The following is a 22,218-nucleotide window of genomic DNA, read 5'->3' as shown; positions in this document are numbered from 1 at the left end:
ATGCTATGCCTTGGCTCGGGAAGCGGGCCAGTTATGCCCTTCGTCGACCGCGTCCCGGCACCACCGGTAGAAGGCATCGTAAAGCGTCATGCCTGCCTCGAGTTGGCGCAGGTCGTCCCGGTACATCCGCGACAGGCCAAGCGACGCTGCCAGCAGTCCGGCTGCCTGCGGTGCCAGATCGTGACGGTCGGTATCAGCGCCGCGGACAATGGTTGCAAGCAGGTTCAGCGGCTCCGTCCCGAGCCCGAATTCCGAAACCATCGTGTCGAAACTGCACTCTTCGCCGCGGTGGCTCCAGAACACACCCTCAACATCGAACGGGGTGGCCCCGAACCGGTCGGCGACGTCGGTCACTTCGGCCGGGGCGACGAAAAGAAAACGTGCTGACGGATCGACGAAACGGCGAATAAGCCAGGGACAAGCAATCCGGTCCACCTTCGGACGATGGCGTGTCACCCAGAGAGTCTCGCCGGAAATCCTGCGCGGCGGTATGGCCGCTTCGGGGATCGCGGGTTCACCGGCCTCGTGCCAGGCAAGGACTCCGCCTTCCAGGCACTCGGCTGCAACTCCGTTGGTTCTTAGAAGTGCCGCAGCCCCTTGGCTGAGTTTGCGGCCCTTCTGGCAGACGATAACCACCCTGCGGTCCTGAAGCCGGGGTGCCAGCGCTTCGATGTCATTAAACGGGTACCGGAATGATCCGGGTATCAGGCGCGGGTCGGCATTGAAGTCATTATCGACGCATACATCGACAATGACCGGACCTTCTGGCGTCCCGATAAGGCGGGCGAGTTGGGGTACGGTAATAATGTCTGGTGACGGCATGGCGCGTCCTCCCAAAATGGGTTTAAAGGACGCGAAACTTGAGCTGTCGCCTCACGAGGCGCTCGCGAGCCCCATGAGACGAAAATGCGAGAAGAGATTGTGTCTGTCAAGGATGTCCGGGTCAGCTGACCCGGGCTGCCGAGAGCTTCCCTTCATCAATTCCGATCCCGAGGCCTGGTGTATCCGGTACAGTCAGATAGCCATCTCTCGGCACGGAAGCTGATCCGCTGATGCAACGGATGATCGACTCGTGGCCTTCATGATATTCCATCGCTCCATGCTCCAGAGCACCTGCCATCAGGTGCAGGTTGACGAAATCCCATCCCCCGGCAGGGCTGGTCTTGCGGTTGTGGCGGTCGGCCAGGCGGATGACGTCGAGCGCTTTCCGGAAACCGCCTGCAAAGACGGCGTTCGGTTGAATGACGGAGACTCCACCTTGCCGGATCAGTTGCTCGAACCGGTAGTCCGACTGTTCCATCTGACCGGCGCCGACGGGGCAGTCTATTTCGGCGGTCAGTTCCGCCAGTTGTCGCGGGTCGTTGTCACGCAAGGGCTCTTCCAGCCAAGTGAGGCGGGCGTCCGAAACGGCATAGGCAAAGTTGCGGGCAGTGGCGGGATCGAACCCGCAATTGGCGTCGGCGATGAGATCGGCGTCCGGGCCGATGGCCTCGCGAACCGCGAGAATGCGTTCTGCGTCTTCCTGCCAGGGGCGGCCCTTGGCGGCGATCACGATCTTCACTCCGGCAGCGCCGGCCGTGACGGCGCGTGCTGTGGCTGCCTGCAGGGCTCCAATGTCGAGATGGGGCAGGCCGCAGGTAACATGCACGGGAACGCGTGTGCGCTTGCCGCCTAGCAGGACGGCGATACTTGTTCCGGCTGACTGGGCCTGGATGTCCATCAGCGCGATCTCCAGGGCGGAAAGGGCGGAGACGACCACGCCGGTCATGGCACGTGGATTGAAGCGCCGCTCGATGGCGGTCATCAGACCCGGCCCGCGCGCATCTTCCCCGGCAGTGGCGGCGGCCAGCGCGTTGTTCAGGAAATGTGCGACCTCGGCGGCAAGGAAGCGTCCGGTGAAGCCGTTGCCGGTGATGCCCTCGTCTGTATCGACGCGGCAACGGACGAAGACCGGGCCGTCGGTTCCGGCATAGGTGGCCTTGCTTTCCTGCTCGCCTGCCGCGACCGGGCGATGGACGCTGGCGGCGATCCGGGTAACGCGCATCTTGGGGCCTCGTGATCGTGAAAAGCGACGGGGCGGCTCGAAGCCGCCCCGTGAAGAGTATGTCTAGTTCTGGGCCGCGTTCGCGGCCTTGCGTTCCTGCCGCCGGGTCCGGAACAGCGTGACCAGGGGCCAGATCATCGAGGCCATGGTCAGGACCAGGAAGGTCACCACGATCGGCCGTTCGAGGAACTGGATCCATTCGTGATCGAAGATGATCAACGACTGTTTCAGGCTGTTCTCGACCAACTCGCCGAGGATCAGCCCCATGATGATCGGGGCCGCGGAGAAGCCGTAGCGCTTCAGCACGAAGCCGAACAGGCCGGCCAGCACCATGATCCAGACATCCATGATCGACTGGTCCATGGCATAGGCACCGATGGACGCCAGCACAAACACGGAGGGCCAGAGGAACTCGGTCGGGATCAGGGTGACGCGGGCGAACAGCTTGGCGCCCAGGAAGCCGAACGCCGCGAAGGCAAAGTTCGCGATCAGCATCGACAGGAAGATGGCATAGAGCAGGGACGGCGTCTCGATGAAGAGATGCGGCCCCGGCCGCAGGCCATGCGCCAGCAGCGCGCCAAGGATGATTGCCGTCGTCGCGCTGCCGGGAATGCCGAGCGCCAGGGTCGGGACCATGGCGGCTCCGGTGGCGGCGTTATTGGCGGCTTCCGGGCCGGCAATGCCGCGGAGATCGCCCTTGCCGAACTGGCTCTTGTCCTTGGCCCAGCGTTTTGCCTCGTTGTAGCCGATCATGGCCGCAACAGTGCCGCCCTCGGCCGGAAGCAGGCCGATGAAGGAGCCGATGCCGCAGGACCGGCAAATGGTGCCAAAGCACCGCTTGAAGTCGGCCCAGCCGGGCAGTTTGACGGCTTCGAGGACGGCCCGCACCCTGCTTTGCTTGAGTTTCGATGCCTGGGTCAGGAATTCACAGCCTGCGAACAGGCCGATCATCACCGGGATGAAGTGAATGCCTTCCGTCAGTTCCCAATAGCCGAAGGTGAAGCGGTCGACACCGGTCGTGAAATCCATGCCGACAGTGGCAAGCAGAACGCCGAAGGCACCGCCGATCAGGTTCTTCAGAGCCGATTCACCACTGATTGTCGCCAGCATGGAGAGGCCGAAGAGCGCCAGGGCGAAATATTCGGGCGGCCCGAAATTATAGGCGACACGGGAGAGCAGGGGGGCCGCCACGATCAGAACGACGACGCTGAAAACGCCGCCGATCACGCTGCTGACAGCCGCCATGCCGAGGGCCATGCCGGCTTGTCCCTTCTGCGCGAGGGGATAGCCGTCGAACGCCGTTGCCGCGGCCGGCGGAGCGCCGGGAGCATTGACGAGGATCGCCGTGATCGATCCGCCGAAAGTGCCGGCGCAGTAGAGCGCGCTCAGCAGGGAGATCGCCGGGATCGGATCCATGGTCAGGGTGAAAGGCAGCAGCAGTGCCGTCGCCATCGTGGAGCTCAGTCCGGGCATGGCGCCGACCAGAACGCCACCCAGAGTCCCGATCAGAATGACCGTGAGCAGGTACGGGTCTGAAAAGGCAGAAAGTGCGGTGAGGAACGCATCCATCAGTTCGAACCAATCTGAACGCTAGAAACCGAGAATGCCGGCATCGAAATGCACACCGAGCCCGAGGGCGAACAGCGCATAGATCGCACCGGGGAAGAGCACGGCAAACGGAATGACCGCATGCCAGCGCCGCTCGCCCCAGATCACGGGCATGGTGAAACAGAACAGCACCATGGTCAGGATGAAGCCAAGGACCTCGAAGGAGATCACGAAGGCAAGCATCATGGCGCCGGTCATGGCGACCATCGCCGGCACGGATTTTCCGGGACGTGAATCCTTGCGGAACGAAATCGCCATAAGGACGACGGCAAGGATGGCGATCACGGAGATCACGAGACGGGGGAACGTCGCAGGTTGCACATTCTGGGCTACCGCAGCGGGAGCCTCGGCGATGCTGAGGGTGATCCAGTAGGCGATCGCGCAAAGGACCACGATACAGAAACCGATGACCATATCACGCGGAAACCGGGCTGCTGATGCAGCCCGGTCGACGGAGGATTTGCTCGACATGTTATCCTCAGAGCATTCCGAGTTCGGTCAGAGCGGTTGTGCTCTCGTCATAGATCCGGCGGATATGCGCAGTCCATTTCTCGGCGCCGATCACACTGGATTTCGGCATGCCGCCGGAAGCCAGATAGCCCTGGTAGACGCTGTGATTCATGGCTTTGACGAGGCCATTGCTGAGTATATCGATGCGGTCCTGCGGCACGCCGGAAAGGCAGGCGAAACCACGCACCGTGGAAGCGACTGCGTCGACACCGGCATCGCGGGCGGTCTTGACGCCGCCGAGGGCATCGATCGGCTCCTCCGAGAGGCTGACAACAGCGCGGAAATCGCCTGCGCTGTACTGGGATTCACCCTCTGCATAGTTCAGCAGGGCCACGTCGATGTTGCCGGAGACCAGGTTGGTGACGATGTCCCCGCCGCCTTTGAACGGAACGATCGTGTACGGCATCTTGCCGCAGGCCTTGGCGAAGTTGTGGATGCCGACATGATCGGCGCCGCCGGCGAAGGTGGTGCCCCATTTCAGGCCGCCTTCCTTGGCGCTGGATGCGGCGATCAGATCGTCGAGGGTCTTGATCTTGCTGTTCGCGCTCACGGTGACGATCTGCGGATCGTCGGTCGCACGGGCGAGACCGACCATTTCCTCGATCTTCAGCGGCACCTTCTTCTGAATGATCTGGAAGATGTGCGACTGGGTGATGGTCATGAAGGTGTAGCCGTCACGCGGGCGTGAGTTGGTGTACATCAGCGCGGCCGATCCACTGCCGCCACGCTTGTTCACGACCACGAGATCCTGTTTGAACTCCCTGCGGGCCCGCAGCATCATCATCCGTGTGGTGATGTCCGTGCCGCCGCCCGGACCCGCATGGGTCACGACGTTCAGGGTTTCTGCCGGAAAATCGGCGGCGAAAGCCCCATTGCCGAAAGTGGCGGCGGATGCGCCGGCGGCGCTTGCCAGTGCGGCGGACTTCAGAAAGTCACGGCGATTAAAGAAAGCTGAATTGGACATAATTTCCTCCACTGTCCTACTCGTAGAAAGGTGCATCGGATATTGCCCTGTTGCGGGACTCCCGTTTATGCACCGGTGATTGTTGGGTCGGCTGGTTTAAAGTCCGTCTATGTAAGTCTTTTGAGGGTCCGCCTTGGAGAGCCCGGACGGGTCTTCTGTCAGAGTGCCAAGGAAGCGCTTGCACCCCTGTTCGATATGAACGCGCCCGGCTTCGCGGGCCGCATCGGGATCCCCGCTAAATATGCCGTCCAGAATGGTCTCGTGCTCTTTCACCGACTCCGCGATGTTCGGCACGTTGGACAAACCGCGCCGGCGGAACAGGTGCATTTCCTTGACGACGCTGTGGTAGACTTCGATTGCCCGCTGGTTGCGCGAATGACCGATAATTGCGAAGTGGAAGTCGACATTGAGGCGGTAGTAAGCCTCCTTGTCGTCGCATGCGAGTGCCGCCCGCATCGCGCTCATGTTTTCGCGCAACAGCGTAACGGTTTCACTGTCGTGTCGGCGGGCGACTTCCTGACAGGCCAGGGCGAAAAGCGCGCCGCGCAGGGCGTAGAGATTCTTGACCTCGTCGAGACCGATCGTGCGCGCTATGGCGCCCTTGTTCGGCAGTATTTCCACCAGCCCCGATTGCGCCAGGCTCCGCAGGGCTTCCCTGACGGGACCGCGGCTGACGCCGAGCTCTTCAGCGATGAGTGCTTCCCCAATCCGCGCACCGGCAGCGATTTCGCCGGTCAGAACGCGCCTCTCGATCTCACGTTCGACGTGAGTTGTGAGAGTCGCGTATTCGCGAGCGTGGAAGGGTTTATTCTGCATTGCCATCTTTTTTATGAGCGTTTCCTCGTTCTGCAGACAGTAGATAGTCGAAATGCAGATTGTCAACAATCAACAAATTACATACTGTCTGCGCGCTGCCAGATTCGCTGCAACATTCTTCGCGGTGCCCTGCAAGCAGGGTCCCAAGCTGTTGAGAAACCGGAGGAAAGCGTTCAGATATGGGCATTTCTCATGCCAGTACGGTACTGAATAAATACAAGGTTCTTGATCTTACGCGGGTGCGCTCGGGCCCGACCTGTGTCAGGCAATTGGCCGATTGGGGTGCCGACGTTATCAAGGTCGAGATGCCCGCGACGGACAATGCCGGGCAACTGGGCGGTCCGCGCGAAGGCGCTGATTTCCAGAACCTTCATCGCAACAAACGGAGCCTGACGCTCAATCTGAAAGACAAGCGCGGACTCGAGGTTTTCCGGAAACTCGCCCGCGAGGTCGACGTGATCGTCGAAAACTTCCGGCCGGATGTGAAGAACCGGCTGGGTATCGATTACGAGACCTTGTCCAAGGATAATCCGGGTCTGGTCTATGCCTCGATTTCCGGATTCGGTCAGGACGGCCCGTTGGCCAAGCGCCCCGGATTCGACCAGATTGCACAGGGCATGGGCGGGCTGATGTCCATTACCGGAAAGCCCGGCGAAGGGCCGATGCGGGTCGGTATTCCGATCGCGGATCTGACAGCGGGAATTTTCTGCTCGCAGGCAATCTTGCTGGCATTGCTTGAACGTGAGCAATCGGGGAAGGGGCAGTGGGTGCAGACCTCGCTCCTGCAGGCCCAGGTCTTCATGCTGGATTTCCAGGCCGCGCGCTGGCTGGTTGATGGCGATGTCCCGAAGCAGGCCGGGAACAATCATCCGACCAGCATTCCGACCGGTGTCTTCAGGACGTCCGACGGCTACATGAACATCGCCGTTGCGGGACAGGCCATCTGGGAGAAATTCTGCGCTGCCATGGGCAAACCGGAATGGAACGAAAACCCGGACTACGCGACCGGCGACGCCCGGTCCGAAAATCGGGAGGCCCTGAATGCGGAGATCGAGACGGAGACGCTCAAGGATACCATGGTCAACTGGATCGAGCGGTTGAACGCCGCCGGTGTTCCGTGTGGTGAAATCAATGACATCCAGCAGGTCTTCGAAAGCCCGCAGGTGGCACATTTGGGCCTTGCGCAGCCGGTCAGGTCACACGAGCGAGGCGATACGCATCTGGTCGGCCAGCCGATTATCATGAGCCGGACCCCGTCGACCATTGCTTCCCCGCCGCCGATGGCCGGCGAACACAATCAGGAAGTACTGACAGATCTCGGCTTTACAGCGGATGACATCGAAACATTGAAACGCGACGGCGTTATCTGAGCGCCGAACTATCAAAGGGAAAGAGACAGACCATGACTGACAAGATCCTCACCAGCCAGGACGGCGCGATTGCCCGGATCATTTTCAACCAGCCGGAAAAACGCAATGCCGTGTCGCTGGAGATGTGGGAGGCGGTCGAGGCCGCGCTTGACCGGTATTCGGCCGACGACAGCGTCCGCATCCTGATCCTGTCCGGCGCGGGCGGGAAGGCCTTCGTTTCCGGAGCCGATATTTCCAAGTTCGAATCCGAGCGCGCCAGCGCCGACGGGGTTGCCCGCTACAATGCAACCACCAAGCGGGTCTATGACAAGGTCGCCGGCTTTCCGAAACCGGTCATCGCGCAGATCAGCGGCTTTTGCGTCGGAGGTGGTGTGGCGCTCGCGGTCTGTTGCGATCTCAGGATCTGCGGTGAAGGCTCCAAGTTCGCGATCCCGGCCGCCAAGCTCGGTCTGGGATACGGCTATCCGGGGATTGCCCGCCTGTCCGCGCTCGTCGGGCCGAGCTTTGCCAAGGAAATCTTCTTCACCGCCGGTCGTTACGACGCCGAGGATGCCCGCATCATGGGCCTCGTGAACCGGGTTGTTCCGGACGATCAGGTCGAGCAGTTCTGCCTCGATTATGCGAAGACCATCGCCGAGAACGCGCCGATGACCGTCAATTCGGTGAAGTTCATCGCCAACCAGACGGTGGTGCCTGAAAGCGAGCGGGATCTGCAGAAATGTGACGATCTGGTCACCGCCTGCTTCGCCAGTGAAGACTATATAGAAGGCCGTCGCGCCTTCATGGAAAAGCGTAAGCCCGAATTCAAGAACCGCTAAAATCAAGAGACATGCGGACGTGGCTTTGCTGCGTCCGCATTTTTTATGCCGGACGCTCATGGCCGGTGGATGATGGTAAACCTTTCTGAAATCCATTCTTAAACCCGCTGCTCAGGATGCTAGGTTTTCTCCAACAGAGGGAGAAAGCAGCAATGGCACACGAAAAAATCATACGGACCGATGGAAAAGTGTCCCGCAGCGGCGCGGTCAATGCGGAAAGCTATGATGAATGGGCCAGTGACTATGACCGGGAGCTTGCCAGCTGGGGTTACGATGCGCCGGAGCAGGCAGCCGGACTGCTAAAAGGTCATCTTCCCGGTTTCGAGAAAGCGGCGATCCTCGATTGCGGATGTGGGACCGGATTGACCGGCGCGGCACTTAGGGCCGCTGGCGCTCGTGGTGCATTGACTGGGTTGGATGCGTCAAAATCCAGTCTCGAGACGGCGAAACTCAAAAATGTCTACGACCGCCTGGAATACGCGGACCTCAACAAACCGCTCCCGCTTGATGACGTGTCCGTGGATGGCATCCTTTGTATCGGTGTTCTGACCTATCTTGAGGAAGCGGCCATCTTCAAGGAATGGCTGAGAGTGCTCCGTGCTGGCGGTGTCGCGGTGTTCACCAGCAGGGATGATTTCTGGCAGTCGCGCGGCATTGCCGAGATGCTGAGCCGGCTGGAGTTGGAGGGCCGCTGGGAGGCGTTGCACGTCTCTCAGCCCATGCCTTACTTGCCGGGCAACCCTGATTTTGCGGACAAGGTGAAAGCCATCTATGCCGTTTACGGAAAGCTCTGATCAGAGCTTTCCAGCGTCCAGGGGCCAAATGCAATAGCTTACCCCTGGAAGCTTGTTAGGTAAAAAAAACCTGCTGAAATCCAATCCTGAAAACCCAAATCTGGTCGGTACACAGGCGAACATTTGTTCGCCTGTAATGATTAATACAAAATCAACTATCTTGTTCTAACAGTTCTGCCACGCTCGAAAATCGAGGTACCGTACGGCGATTTCAGAACAGGAACCAGATATGAAAATAAGTCAAAAAGTCACTGCGGCGCTCGGTCTTGTCGTTGCGCTCATGATCGGACTTACTGTTTATATAGAATACATTGTCCTTGATGTGGTTCCGGATATCGAGTTGCAGGTCGAGAAGACGGTTGAGCAACGGGAGCACGTCTATCCCCTCGCGATCGAAATACAGAATATCAAGTTCCATGTCGTTCAGGTGCAGCAGTGGTTGACCGATATTTCCGCCACTCGTGGCCTGGACGGGCTGAACGATGGTTTTGACGTCGCGGCCGAGCATGCGGCTTCCTTTCGGAAGGCTGTCGCGGCGGTCGAAGGACACCTGCAATTTCTTGGGCTGGCGGAGCAACTGGCTTTGGTAGAGCCAGTCCGCGCCGCCTTCGGTCCATATTACAATGCCGGTCAGGCCATGGCGAAAGCCTATATCGAGGGTGGACCGGAGTCCGGCAACAAGATGATGGGCGGTTTTGACAGTGCCGCCGAAGGCATGGCCGAGAGTGTGGATGCGCTCGCCGGTTCGGTCTTCGCGGTTGTGAAGGACAGGATGGACCAGTCTGTCATTCAGTCCCAAGGGGTTCTTGATAAGCAGAATTCCATCAGTGGTGCCGTTCTTGGTATCTGCGGCGTCATTATCGTTCTTGTGATTGGTGTTAGCTTCTATATCCGTGTGGCTGCGCTCGCGAAGTTTGATCAGCTTGGCAATGCGATGCGGGAAGTCGCAGAGGGTAATGTTGGGCTGGACGTTCCATTCGTGGCGCGCCGCGATGAGGTCGGCACAATGGCGAAAAGCCTGGAAGCGTTCCGCCAAAACGAGATTGAGCGGCGCGCGCTGGAAGAGCGCAACAGAGAGGCCGAAATTCAAGCCAAGCAAGAACGTGACACTGCAGTCCGCGCTATGGCCGATATTGTGGAAAAGGAGGCAGAGAAAGCTGCTTCAACCGTTTCTGATACGTCCAAGCGCTTGTTCGATATTGCGAAATCGATGGCTGACTCCTCGGCGAATGTGCAGATGAAGGCATCTTCGTCAGCTGCCGCTGCGGAACAGGCTCTCAACAGTTCAGAATCTGTTGCCAGTTCTGCTGATGAACTCTTCGCTTCAATCCAGAGAATCTCCAGTCTTGTGAATAACGCGTCTGAAATTTCAGGCCGCGCCACCACAGAAGCGGGCCGATCACGTAAGGTCATTGGCGGTATGGCCGAGGCGGCCGGAAAGGTGACTGAGGTTGTCGGTCTGATATCGGATATTGCGGAACAGACTAACCTTCTTGCCCTGAACGCGACGATCGAAGCCGCGCGAGCTGGTGAAGCAGGTAAAGGTTTTGCGGTCGTTGCCAGTGAAGTGAAGGCTTTGGCCAACCAGACACAGAGCGCAACTGGCGAAATCACCTCTCAGATTTCGGAGATGCAAGCGATCACGAATGAGGCTGTTGCTGCGATTGAATCGGTTCTTGCCATTGTTAGCGATATTAGCTCGTCGACCGGCGATATTTCCGCGGCTGTCAATGATCAGCAAGTTGCGACCGGTGAGATTGCCAGCACTGTGCAGGGAGCGTCGGATGGCGCGCGCGAAGTGACGAAGCTTGCCGGGGATGTGTCTGACGTCGCTGACCAGGTCGATAGCAAGGCTGGCGAACTGCGGAGCGTTGTCTCATCTCTATCCGATGATATCAGCGGTCTTCGTAATTCCATCGTCAACGCGGTTCGCTCTGCGTCGAGTTAGTTCTCGCCGTCGTAATTATAGATATACGGCAGGAACAGGCGGGCTATCGATGGGTGCTTCAGGGCGAGATCGCGGATGTCGGTCTCGCCCGGATAGGTTTCGAGATGCAGGCCGACCTGGCTGGTGGCGACGATATTGATCTTCAGGCCGGAAACCTCATCGCCTATCGAGAGTAGGGCTTCGCCGCGGAATTCAATCGGCGTTTCCGATGTGAACAGAAAGCCGATCAGCGAGACGTTGACGATCTCACCCTTGATGACGGTTCCGTCCGGAAGTGCCAGTTCTGCGTCGACATGGAATGCCACGCGATCGAATGCGCGGCGCTCCTGGTCCGTCATGTCACGCATCCAGCCGGTCCTGTTGTATCTCTCGTTCAGCTTGTCACTCATGTTTGATCCCAGGGCGGTTGGCTGTACTGATTTGTCCGGTACGTTCTCTGATAACCCAACTTTCAAGTTAGCGGAATGGGGCGCGACGACCTTCTTCGAAACTATGCGTCATCCTGAAGCATTGAAAGGGCTCGTTAAAGGGGCCACTCTTCACGTGTATCTTCAGAAGGAGGCCGGGTCGTGCATCTCAAATCTCCCATGCTGCGGTTCCTGTTCGGTCACGGGGTGATCGGTGGCGGGGCCGGTATCGCGATTGCGATCAGCCTGCTCGTGTTCGATGTTGCCGGGCTTGCAAGTCTGAGCATGAAGTCCGAGCCGACGTGGCTTGGCCCGTTTCTGCTGTGCTTTTCCTTCTTTGCGTCCTTCAGTGCGCTGGCAATGGGGGCTGCGGTCATGAGTTATGGCGATGATGGGAATGATGGAGATGACGACGGAACGACCGTCCAGCATCGCATCGTCCCGGATACGCAAAACTCAGAGTCCGGCCGCGCCGAGAGAGCAGTTATCAGAGTCCGTAAATAGGTCTGGCTTCTAACGGGGCAGGGCAGCTTCAACGGCCTTGATCAGCTTTGCGGCAGAGGGGGAAGTCGTCGATGCAAACCAGTCGATGGCCTTGCCGTCCGGGCCAATCAGAATCTTGTAGAAGTTCCAGCGGGGCTTCGAGAGTGGCCCCAGTTCTTTCGCTGCCCAACGGTAAAACGGGTGCGCCTGTTCTCCGGAGACCGTCTGTTTTTCCGTCATGGGAAAGTCCACGGCAAAGTTTACCGCACAAAACTCCTTGATCTCAGCCGTTGTTCCGGGTTCCTGCGCGCCGAAATCGTTGGAGGGTACGCCGAGCACCACAAGGCCGCGCTCCCTGTAACGTTCCCAGAGTGCCTGCAATCCATCATACTGCTTCGTAAAGCCGCAGAATGAAGCTGTGTTCACCACGAGCACCGTCTTTCCTGCGTACTCCTTCATGGAAAGCGGATCGCCTTCTATCGAGACGAAGGAGAAATCGTGGGCACTCGTTGCCCCGGCTTGACCGGCGGGCATCAGGAGCAGCCCGAATAGGATTGCACATGCAAGGCGCGCTGCGCGAATGTCCATGTCCGTGACCTCCAATCCTTCTTGATACGAAGCCCGGCCCGCATCGGATGACCTTTCCGGTCGATCATGTCGACAGCAGCAGGAAGAAGATCCCGGTGATCACCAAGCCGATCCCGGCGAGTTCCAGCGGACTGCTTTTCTCCTTGAAGAAGAGATAGGAGGCCGCGAAGGTGAAGACGAGCTCAATCTGGCCGAGCGCACGGACATAGGCGGCATTCTGGATGGTCATGGCGGTGAACCAGCAGGCCGAGGCAGCCATGCCGCTGAGCCCGACGATGCCGGCGATCTTCCAGTTCCGCAGCGCCGCCGTGATCTGCCCTGGGTCACGGATCCGCATGTAGCTCGCCATGGCGACGGTCTGCATGATGGTGACGCAGGCGAGGGTGTAGCCGGCCTGTATCAGGAACCCTTCGCCGCCAAGGGAAAGCGAGGCTGCCCGGTATGACACCGCCGAAATGCCGAAGCAGGTACCCGACGCGAGACCGATCATGGCCGTCCGGCTGGTCAGGGAACGGACGATGCCGGAGATCCCTGTGGCCTGCTTGGCGGCGGAAATGGCCAGGACCCCGAAGAAGCTGATCAGGATCGCGACCATCGCGCCGGCAGTCAGGGGATCGCCCAGAATGACGATGCCGAAGACCGCCGCCTGGACCGTTTCGGTCTTGGAGTAGGTCGTCCCGACGGCAAAGTTCCGGAAGGCAAACAGATAGACGAGGAGGGCGGTGGCCGCGATCTGGGTCGATCCTCCGATGGCCGCATAGATCCAGAAGACCGGTTGCGGCTCTGGCATGGTGAGGCCGATGCCGTCATGCAGGAACCAGACATAGAGCCAGGCCGGCAGGATGGCATAGAAGAAGCGTATGAAGGTCGCTCCGGAGGTGCTGAGCTTCGATGTCAGATGCTTCTGCAGGGCAGAGCGCAGGTTCTGGCAAAAGGCCGCCGCGATGGTGATCGGAATCCAGAGTTCGATCATCAAAAAATGTCCATAAATCAGTATCTTGTTAATATTTCTAGAGTGAGGAACGGCGGATATGGCAATCCGGACGCTTGAGCGTTTCGGGCTGCAGGCTGAGCCCGTGCCCGCTGCCGTCGGGTGCCGAGATCTGGCCGTTGACGATCGGGGGGAGTTGGGTAACCAGGTCACCATACCAGCCGTAATAGAAGGCGCGCACCATTTCCTGGATGAAGCAGTTATGGGTGTGCAGGGCCAGGTGGGTCGAGGCGGCGAGGACGACCGGACCGGTGCAGTCATGGAAGGCGACGGGGACATGCCAGGCATCCGCCATGGCCGCCATCTTGCGGGCCTCGGAAATGCCGCCGCCCCAGGCAATATCGGTGATGATCAGGCTGAGGGATTCCATCTCGAGCAGCTGCCGGTAGTCGGCGCGGCCGCCGCGGGTCTCGCCGACCGCGATGGGGCAGGCAGTGGCACGGGCCACCTCGTCGAGGCTGGAGAGATTGTCCATGAAGACCGGGTCCTCGACCCAGAGCGGGTCGATGGATTCCAGGGCACGGCTGATCTTGATCGCGGTCGGCCGGTCCCACATGGAATGCAATTCGGCCATGATATCCATGCGCTCGCCATGCGCCTCCCGGATCTTCTCGAACGGCGCCATGGCGGTCGCCAGATCGCGCGGACCGATATGATGGCCGCGGCTTGCTTCGGCGGCATAGTCGAAAGGCCAGATCTTCATCGCCGTGATGCCCATTTCGAGCAGGCTGGCGGCGAGCTCGTCCGCATGATTCAGGAAGGCATCGAGATCTTCATAGCCGCCCCGGTTGGCATCCAGACCGAAATTGTCCGTTCCCTGGGTCGGCCGGTTCTGCACGTAACGCGTGCCGGCGCAGGTATTGTAGACGCGGATGCTGTCCCGCACCGCGCCGCCGAGGGCCTGATGCAGCGGCATGTCCTTTGACTTGGCGAACAGATCCCAGAGGGCGATGTCGACGGCGGAGCGGCCACGCATTTCCGCACCGGCGCCGCTGAAGCCGACATAGCCGGTCAGGTCGCGCTGGTGCTGTTCGATCCGGTGTGGATCCTTGCCGAGCAGGTAGGGGGCGATAATGTCGTGGATATGCGCCTCGGCGGCGCCCGGGCCGTAAAAGGTCTCGCCCAGCCCGTCCGATCCGTCATCGGCGATGATGCGGACCCACAGCAGGTTCGGGAATTCCTCGATCCTGATGGTCTCTATTGCGGTAACTTTCGCCGTCATTGCTTCTCTCCCCACCACATTCGCCGCGGTAATCCGCCATTGGGCTGATTGTGGAACGAAGAGGGGGCGAACGCCAGTCGGTGGCGGGAAAGAGGCGCGTTATTCTAGAGCACCAATCCAAGTCCGGTGCGGATGATTCCGATTGCCGTGCCGATCGCGTCTGCCCGGCGGGCTTCGGCGGCCGTCGCATCCTTTGCCGCCTGAATTTTCTGGTCGATTGTCTCCAGGTGCGGAAGCTCCATCCGGTTGAGTCGGTCGAGAATGTCCGCATTTGCGAGTCCGTCGATATCGTTTTCCAGATTTCGGATCTCGATCCGTTTCAGGACGCGCTCGGGCCCGGTGAGACTGGAAGCCGCGTCCATCAGCTCGCCGATCTTCCTTTCAAGCTCTTCTACATTCATATGGTGTCTCCTGACATGCGCCATATCCTGGTTGGGACGCTTAAGCCCTGGGCAGGTTTTCCAGCAAGCGGCGTAGACTGTCCGTGGTGCCGGCGATTTTCGGAAGTGTCGCGGAGACGGTGCCGAGCAGGTCATTCACGGTCGGGTGCTTCAGGACTGTGGTCAGGACACCCTCGCCAGCTTTCTCGGACTGGATATAGGCGTTCAGCGCCACCTGTACATCCTTCATCTTGACGATGTAGCTGTTCAGCTGTGCGACCCGGGCCTTGATCTCGCCGATATGTGCCTCGAGCTTGGCGATGTTCTGCTGTTCGCTCTCTTTGGCGCTTTCCAGCCCCTTGAGCAGGTCATCCACGGTCGTCGGGTCTGGCGGACTCTGGCCGGGCGGCGGACTCAGTGCGTCCCGGATATCCGTCCTGCTGCGTGCCGTGCGCGCCTTGATGCGCGCTTCCGCATCATTCCTGATCCTCTCGGCGGCCAGGATCAGCGCTTCTGACTGGGCACGGACGGCTTTGATCGCTGTGTCGAAATAGGCGATCTGCGCTGTGGAGAGTTCCTTGACCTGCGGCGGTGTCGCGCAGGCTGTGAGGCCGACCAGAAATATTGCGGTCAGGACGATCCGGAAAATGCGCATGCGATTTCCTTTCTTCGAAATTCACCGAATAAGTGTATTTCGAAGTGCGATCAACCGCAACGAAAAAATAAAAGGTTACTCACCTATTGGATGTGCCGAACGTGTAAAGCCACCTGTTCAGTCGTAGTTTCTGGCATCCTCGATCACCTTGCCGTCATTGGCGAGACTGCCTTCCGGGACCAGCGTGACCGTGCCGCGCAGCTTGGTGATGGTCTGCAGGCTCGTCGAGATCGCGTCGGCCAGGCCGTCGCCGCCTTCGGTCGTCTCGCAATGCAGGGTCATGACGTCCTCGCCGGTCCGTCCGGTTACGACCAGCCGGCCCTTGGCGATCTCTGGGTGCCGTTTCAGCACTTCGGCGACCTGACCCGGATGGACGAACATGCCCTTGACCTTGGTGGTCTGGTCGGCGCGCCCCATCCAGCCCTTGATGCGCCGGTTGGTGCGTCCGCACGGGCTGGCTCCGGCGAGAACCGCCGACATGTCCCCGGTCCCGAAACGGATCAGCGGATAGCACTGGTTGAGGCTGGTGACGACGATTTCGCCAACCTCGCCGTCGGCGACCGGATCGCCGGTGCCCGGTCTGACGATCTCCACGATCACGCCTTCATCCAGGATCATGCCTTCCAGAGCCGGGCTCTCGTAGGCGACGAGCCCGAGGTCGGCTGTGCCGTAGCATTGCAGCACATCACAGCCGAGCGCGGAGAGTTCCTTGCGCAGGCTCGGGGGCAGGGCTTCGCCGCCGACAAGCCCCTTTCTCATGCTGGAGATATCGGCGCCAAGGCCGCGCGCTTTTTCCAGGATGATCTTCAGGAAGCTGGGAGTGCCGCCATAGCCTGCTGGCTTGAGGTCGGCTGCCGCCTGGACCTGCATATCGGTGTTGCCAACGCCGCCTGGAAAGACGGCGCAACCGATGGCGCGGGCCGCGCTGTCTACCATCATGCCGGCCGGGGTCAGGTGATAGGAGAAACAGTTGTGCAGGATCTCGCCCTTGCGGAACCCGGCGGCGTAAAGTGTGCGCGCGAACCTCCAGGGATCGGACTCGGGGCCCTCCGCATCGTAGATCGGTCCGGGCGACATATAGAGCCGGGCAAGGCCGTTCGGTGCGACAGTCGTCATGCCGCCGAACGGAGGCGTGCTTTTCTGCAGGTCAAGCAAGTCACCCTTGCGGGTGACGGGCAGGGCAGCGAGGGCCGTGCGGCTGGTGATCGCGCCCGGATCGACATCCGCCAGCAGCCTGCCGAAATAGGCGGTCTTGTCTTTGGCCAGGGCGACCTGAGCGGACAAGGCCTCCATCTGGGCGGCCTCGCGTTCGTCTGTACTGCGGGTTTCCAGCGTGTCGTAAAAGTCGCCGCTCATTTCGGTACGGTCCCCAATTCGTGAATGCGTGGGATGGATCAGCCGAGCCAGCGCTTGCGACGGCGGTAATGCTTCACGTCGCGGAAGCTCTTCCGGCCGCCGGTGCTGATGCCGAGATAGAATTCCTTCACATCCTCGTTCGAGCGCAGGCTTTCCGCATCGCCTTCCATGACGACCCGGCCGCTCTCCAGAATGTAACCGTACTTGGCGTAGCGCAGCGCGACGTTGGTGTTCTGCTCGGCCAGCAGGATGGAGACGCCTTCCTGCTCGTTGATCTTCTTCACGATCTCGAAGATCTGCTCGACCAGCTGCGGGGCGAGGCCCATTGAGGGTTCGTCCAGCAGGATGGTCTTCGGCCGGCTCATCAGCGCGCGTCCGATGGCGACCATCTGCTGCTCGCCGCCGGATGTGTATCCGGCCTGGCTGGTGCGCCTGTCACGCAGGCGCGGGAAATAATTATAGACCATCTCCAGGTCCCGGGCGATGCCGGCCCGATCGCTGCCGCGGGTGAACGCGCCGGTCATCAGGTTTTCCTCGACGGTCAAATGCTCGAAGCAGTGCCGGCCTTCCATCACCTGGATGACGCCCCGCTCGACCAGATGGTGCGGGTTCATCGACTGGATCGGCTGGCCTTCGAATTCGATGGAGCCTTTCGTAACCTCGCCTCGTTCTGACTTCAGCAGGTTCGAAATGGCCTTCAGCGTTGTTGTCTTGCCGGCGCCGTTGCCGCCGAGCAGGGCGACGATGCCGCCGCGCGGGACTTCAAGGGAAACGCCCTTCAAGACCAGAATGACGTGGTCGTAGATGACCTCGATATTGTTGACGCGGAGTATCGGCTGATCCGCCCCGGTTTCCTGTTCGACCGCTGTCACTTCCTGTTCCTCCGGATGGTTGGATGCGGCGCCGGGTGTCGGCGCCGCATCCGTATCAGGTCATCAGCTGCAGGTGCGCGGCGTGATGTTGTTTTCCTTGGCGTAAGCCGCGGCATCTTCCTTCACGAGCGCCCGGACGACATCGTGCATCGGCTCGATCCACTCGGAGACGATGTTCCACTTGCCGGCAGCAGCATCCCACTGCTGGATCGCGATCGGCCCACCACCTTCGTGGTCTTCGCAGGTGATCTTGATCGGCTTCATGAAGTTCTTCAGGCCGAGCCTGTCGAAATCGGCTTCCTTGAGGTCGATTGCCTCGAAACCGTCACGCACATGCTCACCGCGAATGTCCTTCGTGCCATGGATCTTGATGGCATTCCGCATCGCTTCAGCCGTGAAAATGGCTTCGAGCATGCCACGGTTATAGAGAACTTCGCCTACACGACCTTCTTCGCCCGCGCCGTTGCCCTTGGCGTAAACGTGCGCCTTGATCTCGTTCAAAGCTTCGAAGTCAGCGCCCGGAGCGTGCATGGTGCCTGCGAGATAGCCGTTGGCAGCCGGCCCTGCCGGTGCGACGTCATTCTCTGAACCGGACCACCAGACGCCGATGAACTTGTCCATCGGGAAACGAATGGCAGCGGCTTCCTTGATGGCAACCTGGTTCATCACGCCCCAGCCCCACATGAAGATCCAGTCGGGCTTGCCGCGGCGAACCTGCAGCCATGTGGCTTTCTGTTCCTGACCCGGATGGTCGACCGGCAGAAGCATCAGCTCGAAGCCGTATTTCGCACCAAGGGTTTCCAGCGTCTTGATCGGCTCTTTACCGTAAGCGGAATTATGGAAGACGAGGGCGATCTTTTTGCCCTTCAGGTTCTCCATGCCACCTTCCTTTTCGCCGACATATTTGACGAAGGCGCTGGCCTGGGACCAGTAGGTGGCCGGGAAGTTGAAGATGTACGGGAAGACGGTGCCGTCAGCGGCGGAGGTCCGGCCGTATCCCATGGAGAGAATCGGAATTTTGTCTTCGCTGGCCTTCGGGATCAGCGCGTATGTCACTCCGGTGGAGTGCGGGTTGAAGACGAGGGCACCTGACTGGCCTTCGTTTTTCAAGTTCTCGTAGCACTCGACGGAGACCTTGGTGTTGTAGCCGGTCTCGCACTCGACGACATCGACCTTGATGCCTTCGATGCCGCCATCACGCTCGTTGAGCATGTTGAAATAGTCGATGAAACCGTTCGCCAGCGGAATGCCGTTCGGGGCATAGGCGCCCGTCCGGTAGACCAGGTTCGGAACGGTATATGCGTCGTAGTCCGCCCGGGCAGTTTCTGCCCATGCCGCGCCGGCGATAACGCCGGCCGCCGCGATGGCAATGCTTGCCTTCGTTAGTCTCATAGTCGCCTCCCTTATATGGCCGCACGTTTCGCGGTCCGTTTAGGTTAGTGCGTGAAGTGCCACGCGGAGCCAGTTCCCCTGCCCGAAGCGGCGGGTCAATAGGGGAAGGGCCAAAGTCGGAGCTTCTCCTTTGTGATCTGCCACATGCGTGCCAGACCGTGCGGCTCCTTGATGAGGAAGAAGATGATCAGCGAGCCGACGAGCATGAACTCGATATGTTTCGCTGTCACTGGAACCATCCCGATCCAGTCGACCAGAACAACCTTCAGCCCGACCGGCATCAGCGCCATGAATGCGGCACCGAGGAACGATCCTAGCACGCTGCCGAGACCACCGATGATGATGGCGAACAGCACGAAGAAGGATTGCAGGATGTCAAAGGCTTCCGTGGCTTCGACAGTGCCGAGCCAGATATGGAAGATGATTGCGCCGCCCATGCCGATATAGAAAGACGAGACCGCAAAGGCGAGCAGCTTTGTCTGCAGTGGCCGGATGCCCAGCAACTCGGCCGCGATATCCATGTCCCGGATCGACATCCAGCCGCGCCCGATGCGACCGCGGACCAGATTCAGGGCAATCCAGGTAAAGACGATGATGAAACCGAGCACGAACAGATACTGTGCGGCGGGCTCGGCCTGCGGTCCGGAGACGAGGAACCCGAACACCTCGCGCGGAGGCGCGGTGATCTGGCTCATTTCGTAATTGTAGAACCATGGCACTTTGTTGAACATCCAGATCAGGAAGAACTGGGCCGCCAGCGTTGCCACGGCGAGATAGAATCCCTTGATCCTGAGGCTGGGCAGGCCGAACAGCACCCCAACCGCCGCGGTGCAGCCACCGGAGAAAATGATCACGAAGATCAGGTTCAGCTCCGGAAAGGCCGTGCAGAGCTTGTAGGAGCTGTAGGCGCCGACCGCCATGAAGCCGCCAGTGCCCAGAGAGATCTGGCCGCAATAGCCGACGAGGATGTTCAGGCCGAGCGCGACCAGCGCATAGACCATGAAGGGCAGCAGGATTGCCTTCGACCAGTAGTCGTTGATGACAAAGGGGATGACGGCCAATGCCACCACCAGAATGGCTGCCAGCAGGATCTTGTCCTGAAAGATCGGAAAGAGCTGCTGATCGGCCGCATAGTTCCGTTTGAACTGGCCGGTTTCACGGTACAGCATGGACTTAAACCCTCTCGATGATCTTGTCGCCGAACAGTCCCTGTGGCCTGAACATCAGGAAGGCCAGAGCGAGCATGAAGGCGAACCAGTTTTCCACGGCACCGCCATGGACGCTGTACCAGAAGACTTCGACGACCTTTTCCCCAAGCCCGATAATCAGACCGCCGATAATGGCGCCGGGGATAGAGGTGAAACCGCCGAGGATGAGAACGGGCAGGGCCTTGAGCGCGATCAGCGACAGGCTGAACTGCACGCCGGACTTGCTGCCCCACATGATTCCGGCCACCAGCGCGACGATGCCGGCGACAGACCAGACAATGACCCAGATCTGCTGCAGAGAAATGCCGACGGAGAGGGCCGCCTGGTGATCGTCGGCCACGGCGCGGAGCGCACGGCCAATCCGGGTCTTGGTGAAGAATATCGCGAGGACGGCGACGAGTGAGCCGGCGGCGACGGCCGCGGTCACATCGAGTTGCTCGACATAAACTCCGCCGATATCCCAGATGTCGGTCGGCAGACCGATATCCAGAACCTTCACATCACTGCCCCACATCAGGTCGCCGGCGCCCTCCAGTACGTAGGAGAGGCCCAGCGTGGCCATGAAGAGGATGATCAGCTCCTGGTTCACCAAGGGTCTGAGCACGACCCTTTCGATTATCACGGCGAGAAGGATCATGATCACAACCGTGGCCCCTAAGGCGACGATAACGCTGAGCCATTTGGGCAGGCCGTCCGGCAGATATTCCATGATGCCTGTGAGGGTCAGCGCGGCAAACAAGGCCATCACGCCCTGGGCAAAGTTAAAGACGCCAGATGCCTTGAAGATCAGCACAAAGCCGAGGGCGACGAGGGAGTAAAGCACTCCGGCCATCAGGCCCTTGATTACGGTTTCGATGAAGATGAGCGGGTCGAGGTACATGTCCACGAAGGGCTGCACAAGCACTGCATAAATTAGTTCCACGTTCGGACTCCCTTGGCGCGCCGTTTCAGTCGTGGCTCACGCCGAGATAGGCATCGATGACATTCTGATTGGCGCGCACCTCGTCGGGCGTGCCATCCGCGATCTTCACGCCGTAATCCAGCACGACGACACGGTCGGACAGGTCCATGACCACGCCCATATCGTGTTCGATCAGGATCACGGTGGTGCCGAACTCCTCGTTCACGTCCATAATGAAGCGGGACATGTCCTCCTTTTCCTCGACATTCATGCCGGCCATCGGCTCGTCGAGCAGGAGGATGTCTGGGTCCATCGCCAACGCGCGGCCGAGCTCGACCCGCTTTTGCAGACCGTAGGGCAGGCGGCCGACCGGCGTACGGCGGATCGGCTGGATCTCCAGGAAGTCGATCACCTTTTCCACATGCGCCCGGTTTTCCATTTCTTCCTTCTGGGCCGGGCCGAAATAGAGGCATTGCCAGAAGAAATTCCTGTTCATCTTCAGCATGCGTCCGGTCATCAGATTGTCCAGCGTGCTCATGCCGCGGAACAGGGCGATGTTCTGGAAGGTCCGGGCGATGCCGTGTGAGGCCGCAAAGTGTGGATCCATTGACGGAAAGGTCTCGCCCGCGAAATGGATTTTCCCGGTCTGAGGCTTGTAGAAGCCGTTCAGGACATTCAGCATCGACGACTTGCCGGCACCGTTCGGGCCGATGATGGCGCGAATCTCGCCCTCGCGGACGTCGAAACTGACATCGTTGATGGCGGTCACGCCGCCGAACTTGACGACGATATTCTCGACGGCCAGAACCGGCGCGCCGATGGTGCGCGTATCGACGCTTCCGGAGGCGCCGGGGCTCCCGCCGGACTCTATTACCTTTGCTTCAGCCACGG

23 protein-coding genes are annotated in these 22,218 nt (G+C 60.0%); 5 read left to right on the top strand and 18 right to left on the bottom strand.

What is annotated here, in order from left to right; translation table 11 throughout:
* Positions 1–3: 3 nt before the first annotated feature.
* The 6 genes from RH950_RS15145 to RH950_RS15120 all read right to left on the bottom strand — a co-directional run bounded on the left by RH950_RS15145 (position 4) and on the right by RH950_RS15120 (position 5,942).
* A complete protein-coding gene (locus RH950_RS15145) occupies positions 4–822 on the bottom strand; it encodes a chromate resistance protein ChrB domain-containing protein (protein WP_350058192.1) in 819 nt (272 codons plus the stop codon).
* A 121-nt stretch (positions 823–943) separates the two neighbouring features.
* Complete coding sequence (locus RH950_RS15140; protein ID WP_350058190.1) at positions 944–2,044, bottom strand: mandelate racemase/muconate lactonizing enzyme family protein; 1,101 nt, start codon at positions 2,042–2,044, stop codon at positions 944–946.
* A gap of 63 nt (positions 2,045–2,107) precedes the next feature.
* Positions 2,108–3,613: a tripartite tricarboxylate transporter permease gene (locus tag RH950_RS15135; RefSeq protein WP_350058188.1), complete on the bottom strand. Its 1,506-nt coding sequence runs from the start codon at positions 3,611–3,613 to the stop codon at positions 2,108–2,110.
* 21 nt (positions 3,614–3,634) lie between these two features.
* On the bottom strand, positions 3,635–4,123 hold the full coding sequence (locus RH950_RS15130) for a tripartite tricarboxylate transporter TctB family protein (protein ID WP_350058186.1): 489 nt from the start codon (positions 4,121–4,123) through the stop codon (positions 3,635–3,637).
* 7 nt (positions 4,124–4,130) lie between these two features.
* The gene (locus RH950_RS15125) at positions 4,131–5,126 is read right to left on the bottom strand and encodes a Bug family tripartite tricarboxylate transporter substrate binding protein (protein WP_350058184.1); all 996 of its coding nucleotides are present in this window, start codon (positions 5,124–5,126) and stop codon (positions 4,131–4,133) included.
* Between the two features lie 96 nt (positions 5,127–5,222).
* The gene (locus RH950_RS15120; RefSeq protein WP_350058182.1) at positions 5,223–5,942 is read right to left on the bottom strand and encodes a GntR family transcriptional regulator; all 720 of its coding nucleotides are present in this window, start codon (positions 5,940–5,942) and stop codon (positions 5,223–5,225) included.
* A 179-nt stretch (positions 5,943–6,121) separates the two neighbouring features.
* On the opposite strand from RH950_RS15120, the gene RH950_RS15115 reads away from it, so the two are divergent.
* The 4 genes from RH950_RS15115 to RH950_RS15100 all read left to right on the top strand — a co-directional run bounded on the left by RH950_RS15115 (position 6,122) and on the right by RH950_RS15100 (position 10,872).
* Positions 6,122–7,312, top strand: a complete 1,191-nt coding sequence (locus RH950_RS15115; RefSeq protein WP_350058180.1) for a CaiB/BaiF CoA transferase family protein — start codon at positions 6,122–6,124, stop codon at positions 7,310–7,312.
* Positions 7,313–7,344: 32 nt separating this feature from the next.
* Positions 7,345–8,130: an enoyl-CoA hydratase gene (locus RH950_RS15110; RefSeq protein ID WP_350058178.1), complete on the top strand. Its 786-nt coding sequence runs from the start codon at positions 7,345–7,347 to the stop codon at positions 8,128–8,130.
* A 116-nt stretch (positions 8,131–8,246) separates the two neighbouring features.
* Positions 8,247–8,924, top strand: a complete 678-nt coding sequence (locus tag RH950_RS15105) for a class I SAM-dependent DNA methyltransferase (RefSeq protein WP_350058176.1) — start codon at positions 8,247–8,249, stop codon at positions 8,922–8,924.
* Positions 8,925–9,153: 229 nt separating this feature from the next.
* Positions 9,154–10,872 (top strand): methyl-accepting chemotaxis protein, encoded by a 1,719-nt coding sequence (locus RH950_RS15100; protein WP_323795164.1) that lies wholly within the window; start codon positions 9,154–9,156, stop codon positions 10,870–10,872.
* Here the strand turns inward: RH950_RS15100 and RH950_RS15095 are convergent.
* Positions 10,869–11,261: a hypothetical protein gene (locus RH950_RS15095; protein ID WP_350058174.1), complete on the bottom strand. Its 393-nt coding sequence runs from the start codon at positions 11,259–11,261 to the stop codon at positions 10,869–10,871. The genes RH950_RS15100 and RH950_RS15095 overlap by 4 nt on opposite strands.
* A gap of 180 nt (positions 11,262–11,441) precedes the next feature.
* On the opposite strand from RH950_RS15095, the gene RH950_RS15090 reads away from it, so the two are divergent.
* The gene (locus RH950_RS15090) at positions 11,442–11,783 is read left to right on the top strand and encodes a hypothetical protein (RefSeq protein WP_323795166.1); all 342 of its coding nucleotides are present in this window, start codon (positions 11,442–11,444) and stop codon (positions 11,781–11,783) included.
* Positions 11,784–11,792: 9 nt separating this feature from the next.
* Here the strand turns inward: RH950_RS15090 and RH950_RS15085 are convergent, their stop codons facing one another.
* The 11 genes from RH950_RS15085 to RH950_RS15035 all read right to left on the bottom strand — a co-directional run bounded on the left by RH950_RS15085 (position 11,793) and on the right by RH950_RS15035 (position 22,216).
* Entirely contained in the window at positions 11,793–12,350 is a 558-nt protein-coding gene (locus tag RH950_RS15085) for a glutathione peroxidase (protein ID WP_502889786.1), read from the bottom strand.
* A 64-nt stretch (positions 12,351–12,414) separates the two neighbouring features.
* Positions 12,415–13,323 (bottom strand): EamA family transporter, encoded by a 909-nt coding sequence (locus tag RH950_RS15080; RefSeq protein WP_350058172.1) that lies wholly within the window; start codon positions 13,321–13,323, stop codon positions 12,415–12,417.
* A 37-nt stretch (positions 13,324–13,360) separates the two neighbouring features.
* On the bottom strand, positions 13,361–14,563 hold the full coding sequence (locus RH950_RS15075) for a mandelate racemase/muconate lactonizing enzyme family protein (protein ID WP_350058170.1): 1,203 nt from the start codon (positions 14,561–14,563) through the stop codon (positions 13,361–13,363).
* 104 nt (positions 14,564–14,667) lie between these two features.
* Positions 14,668–14,964: a hypothetical protein gene (locus RH950_RS15070; RefSeq protein ID WP_350058168.1), complete on the bottom strand. Its 297-nt coding sequence runs from the start codon at positions 14,962–14,964 to the stop codon at positions 14,668–14,670.
* 40 nt (positions 14,965–15,004) lie between these two features.
* Positions 15,005–15,598, bottom strand: coding sequence for a hypothetical protein (locus RH950_RS15065; protein WP_350058166.1), 594 nt, complete (start codon positions 15,596–15,598; stop codon positions 15,005–15,007).
* A 117-nt stretch (positions 15,599–15,715) separates the two neighbouring features.
* Positions 15,716–16,954, bottom strand: a complete 1,239-nt coding sequence (locus RH950_RS15060; protein WP_350058164.1) for a phenylacetate--CoA ligase family protein — start codon at positions 16,952–16,954, stop codon at positions 15,716–15,718.
* A 38-nt stretch (positions 16,955–16,992) separates the two neighbouring features.
* Positions 16,993–17,826, bottom strand: a complete 834-nt coding sequence (locus RH950_RS15055; RefSeq protein WP_350058162.1) for an ABC transporter ATP-binding protein — start codon at positions 17,824–17,826, stop codon at positions 16,993–16,995.
* A gap of 63 nt (positions 17,827–17,889) precedes the next feature.
* Positions 17,890–19,218 (bottom strand): ABC transporter substrate-binding protein, encoded by a 1,329-nt coding sequence (locus tag RH950_RS15050; protein WP_350058160.1) that lies wholly within the window; start codon positions 19,216–19,218, stop codon positions 17,890–17,892.
* A gap of 95 nt (positions 19,219–19,313) precedes the next feature.
* Positions 19,314–20,387 (bottom strand): branched-chain amino acid ABC transporter permease, encoded by a 1,074-nt coding sequence (locus RH950_RS15045; RefSeq protein ID WP_350058158.1) that lies wholly within the window; start codon positions 20,385–20,387, stop codon positions 19,314–19,316.
* Positions 20,388–20,391: 4 nt separating this feature from the next.
* Positions 20,392–21,348 carry a branched-chain amino acid ABC transporter permease gene (locus tag RH950_RS15040; protein WP_350058156.1) on the bottom strand — a complete coding sequence of 319 codons (957 nt, stop codon included), beginning with the start codon at positions 21,346–21,348 and terminating at the stop codon, positions 20,392–20,394.
* A 25-nt stretch (positions 21,349–21,373) separates the two neighbouring features.
* Positions 21,374–22,216 (bottom strand): ABC transporter ATP-binding protein, encoded by an 843-nt coding sequence (locus RH950_RS15035; protein ID WP_502889785.1) that lies wholly within the window; start codon positions 22,214–22,216, stop codon positions 21,374–21,376.
* Positions 22,217–22,218: the final 2 nt, after the last annotated feature.

It is taken from the genome of Nisaea sp., from assembly GCF_040217065.1.
Taxonomy (GTDB): domain Bacteria; phylum Pseudomonadota; class Alphaproteobacteria; order Thalassobaculales; family Thalassobaculaceae; genus Nisaea.
Note: the sequence above shows the minus strand (reverse complement) of the source record. Positions and strands in the feature narration are given on the sequence as shown.

Coding starts and splice junctions, on each gene's coding strand:
- RH950_RS15145 (WP_350058192.1), bottom strand. CDS start 822: ATGCCGTCACCAGACATTATTACCGTACCCCAACTCGCCCGCCTTATC.
- RH950_RS15140 (WP_350058190.1), bottom strand. CDS start 2,044: ATGCGCGTTACCCGGATCGCCGCCAGCGTCCATCGCCCGGTCGCGGCA.
- RH950_RS15135 (WP_350058188.1), bottom strand. CDS start 3,613: ATGGATGCGTTCCTCACCGCACTTTCTGCCTTTTCAGACCCGTACCTG.
- RH950_RS15130 (WP_350058186.1), bottom strand. CDS start 4,123: ATGTCGAGCAAATCCTCCGTCGACCGGGCTGCATCAGCAGCCCGGTTT.
- RH950_RS15125 (WP_350058184.1), bottom strand. CDS start 5,126: ATGTCCAATTCAGCTTTCTTTAATCGCCGTGACTTTCTGAAGTCCGCC.
- RH950_RS15120 (WP_350058182.1), bottom strand. CDS start 5,942: ATGCAGAATAAACCCTTCCACGCTCGCGAATACGCGACTCTCACAACT.
- RH950_RS15115 (WP_350058180.1), top strand. CDS start 6,122: ATGGGCATTTCTCATGCCAGTACGGTACTGAATAAATACAAGGTTCTT.
- RH950_RS15110 (WP_350058178.1), top strand. CDS start 7,345: ATGACTGACAAGATCCTCACCAGCCAGGACGGCGCGATTGCCCGGATC.
- RH950_RS15105 (WP_350058176.1), top strand. CDS start 8,247: ATGCTAGGTTTTCTCCAACAGAGGGAGAAAGCAGCAATGGCACACGAA.
- RH950_RS15100 (WP_323795164.1), top strand. CDS start 9,154: ATGAAAATAAGTCAAAAAGTCACTGCGGCGCTCGGTCTTGTCGTTGCG.
- RH950_RS15095 (WP_350058174.1), bottom strand. CDS start 11,261: ATGAGTGACAAGCTGAACGAGAGATACAACAGGACCGGCTGGATGCGT.
- RH950_RS15085 (WP_502889786.1), bottom strand. CDS start 12,350: ATGGACATTCGCGCAGCGCGCCTTGCATGTGCAATCCTATTCGGGCTG.
- RH950_RS15080 (WP_350058172.1), bottom strand. CDS start 13,323: ATGATCGAACTCTGGATTCCGATCACCATCGCGGCGGCCTTTTGCCAG.
- RH950_RS15075 (WP_350058170.1), bottom strand. CDS start 14,563: ATGACGGCGAAAGTTACCGCAATAGAGACCATCAGGATCGAGGAATTC.
- RH950_RS15070 (WP_350058168.1), bottom strand. CDS start 14,964: ATGAATGTAGAAGAGCTTGAAAGGAAGATCGGCGAGCTGATGGACGCG.
- RH950_RS15065 (WP_350058166.1), bottom strand. CDS start 15,598: ATGCGCATTTTCCGGATCGTCCTGACCGCAATATTTCTGGTCGGCCTC.
- RH950_RS15060 (WP_350058164.1), bottom strand. CDS start 16,954: ATGAGCGGCGACTTTTACGACACGCTGGAAACCCGCAGTACAGACGAA.
- RH950_RS15050 (WP_350058160.1), bottom strand. CDS start 19,218: ATGAGACTAACGAAGGCAAGCATTGCCATCGCGGCGGCCGGCGTTATC.
- RH950_RS15045 (WP_350058158.1), bottom strand. CDS start 20,387: ATGCTGTACCGTGAAACCGGCCAGTTCAAACGGAACTATGCGGCCGAT.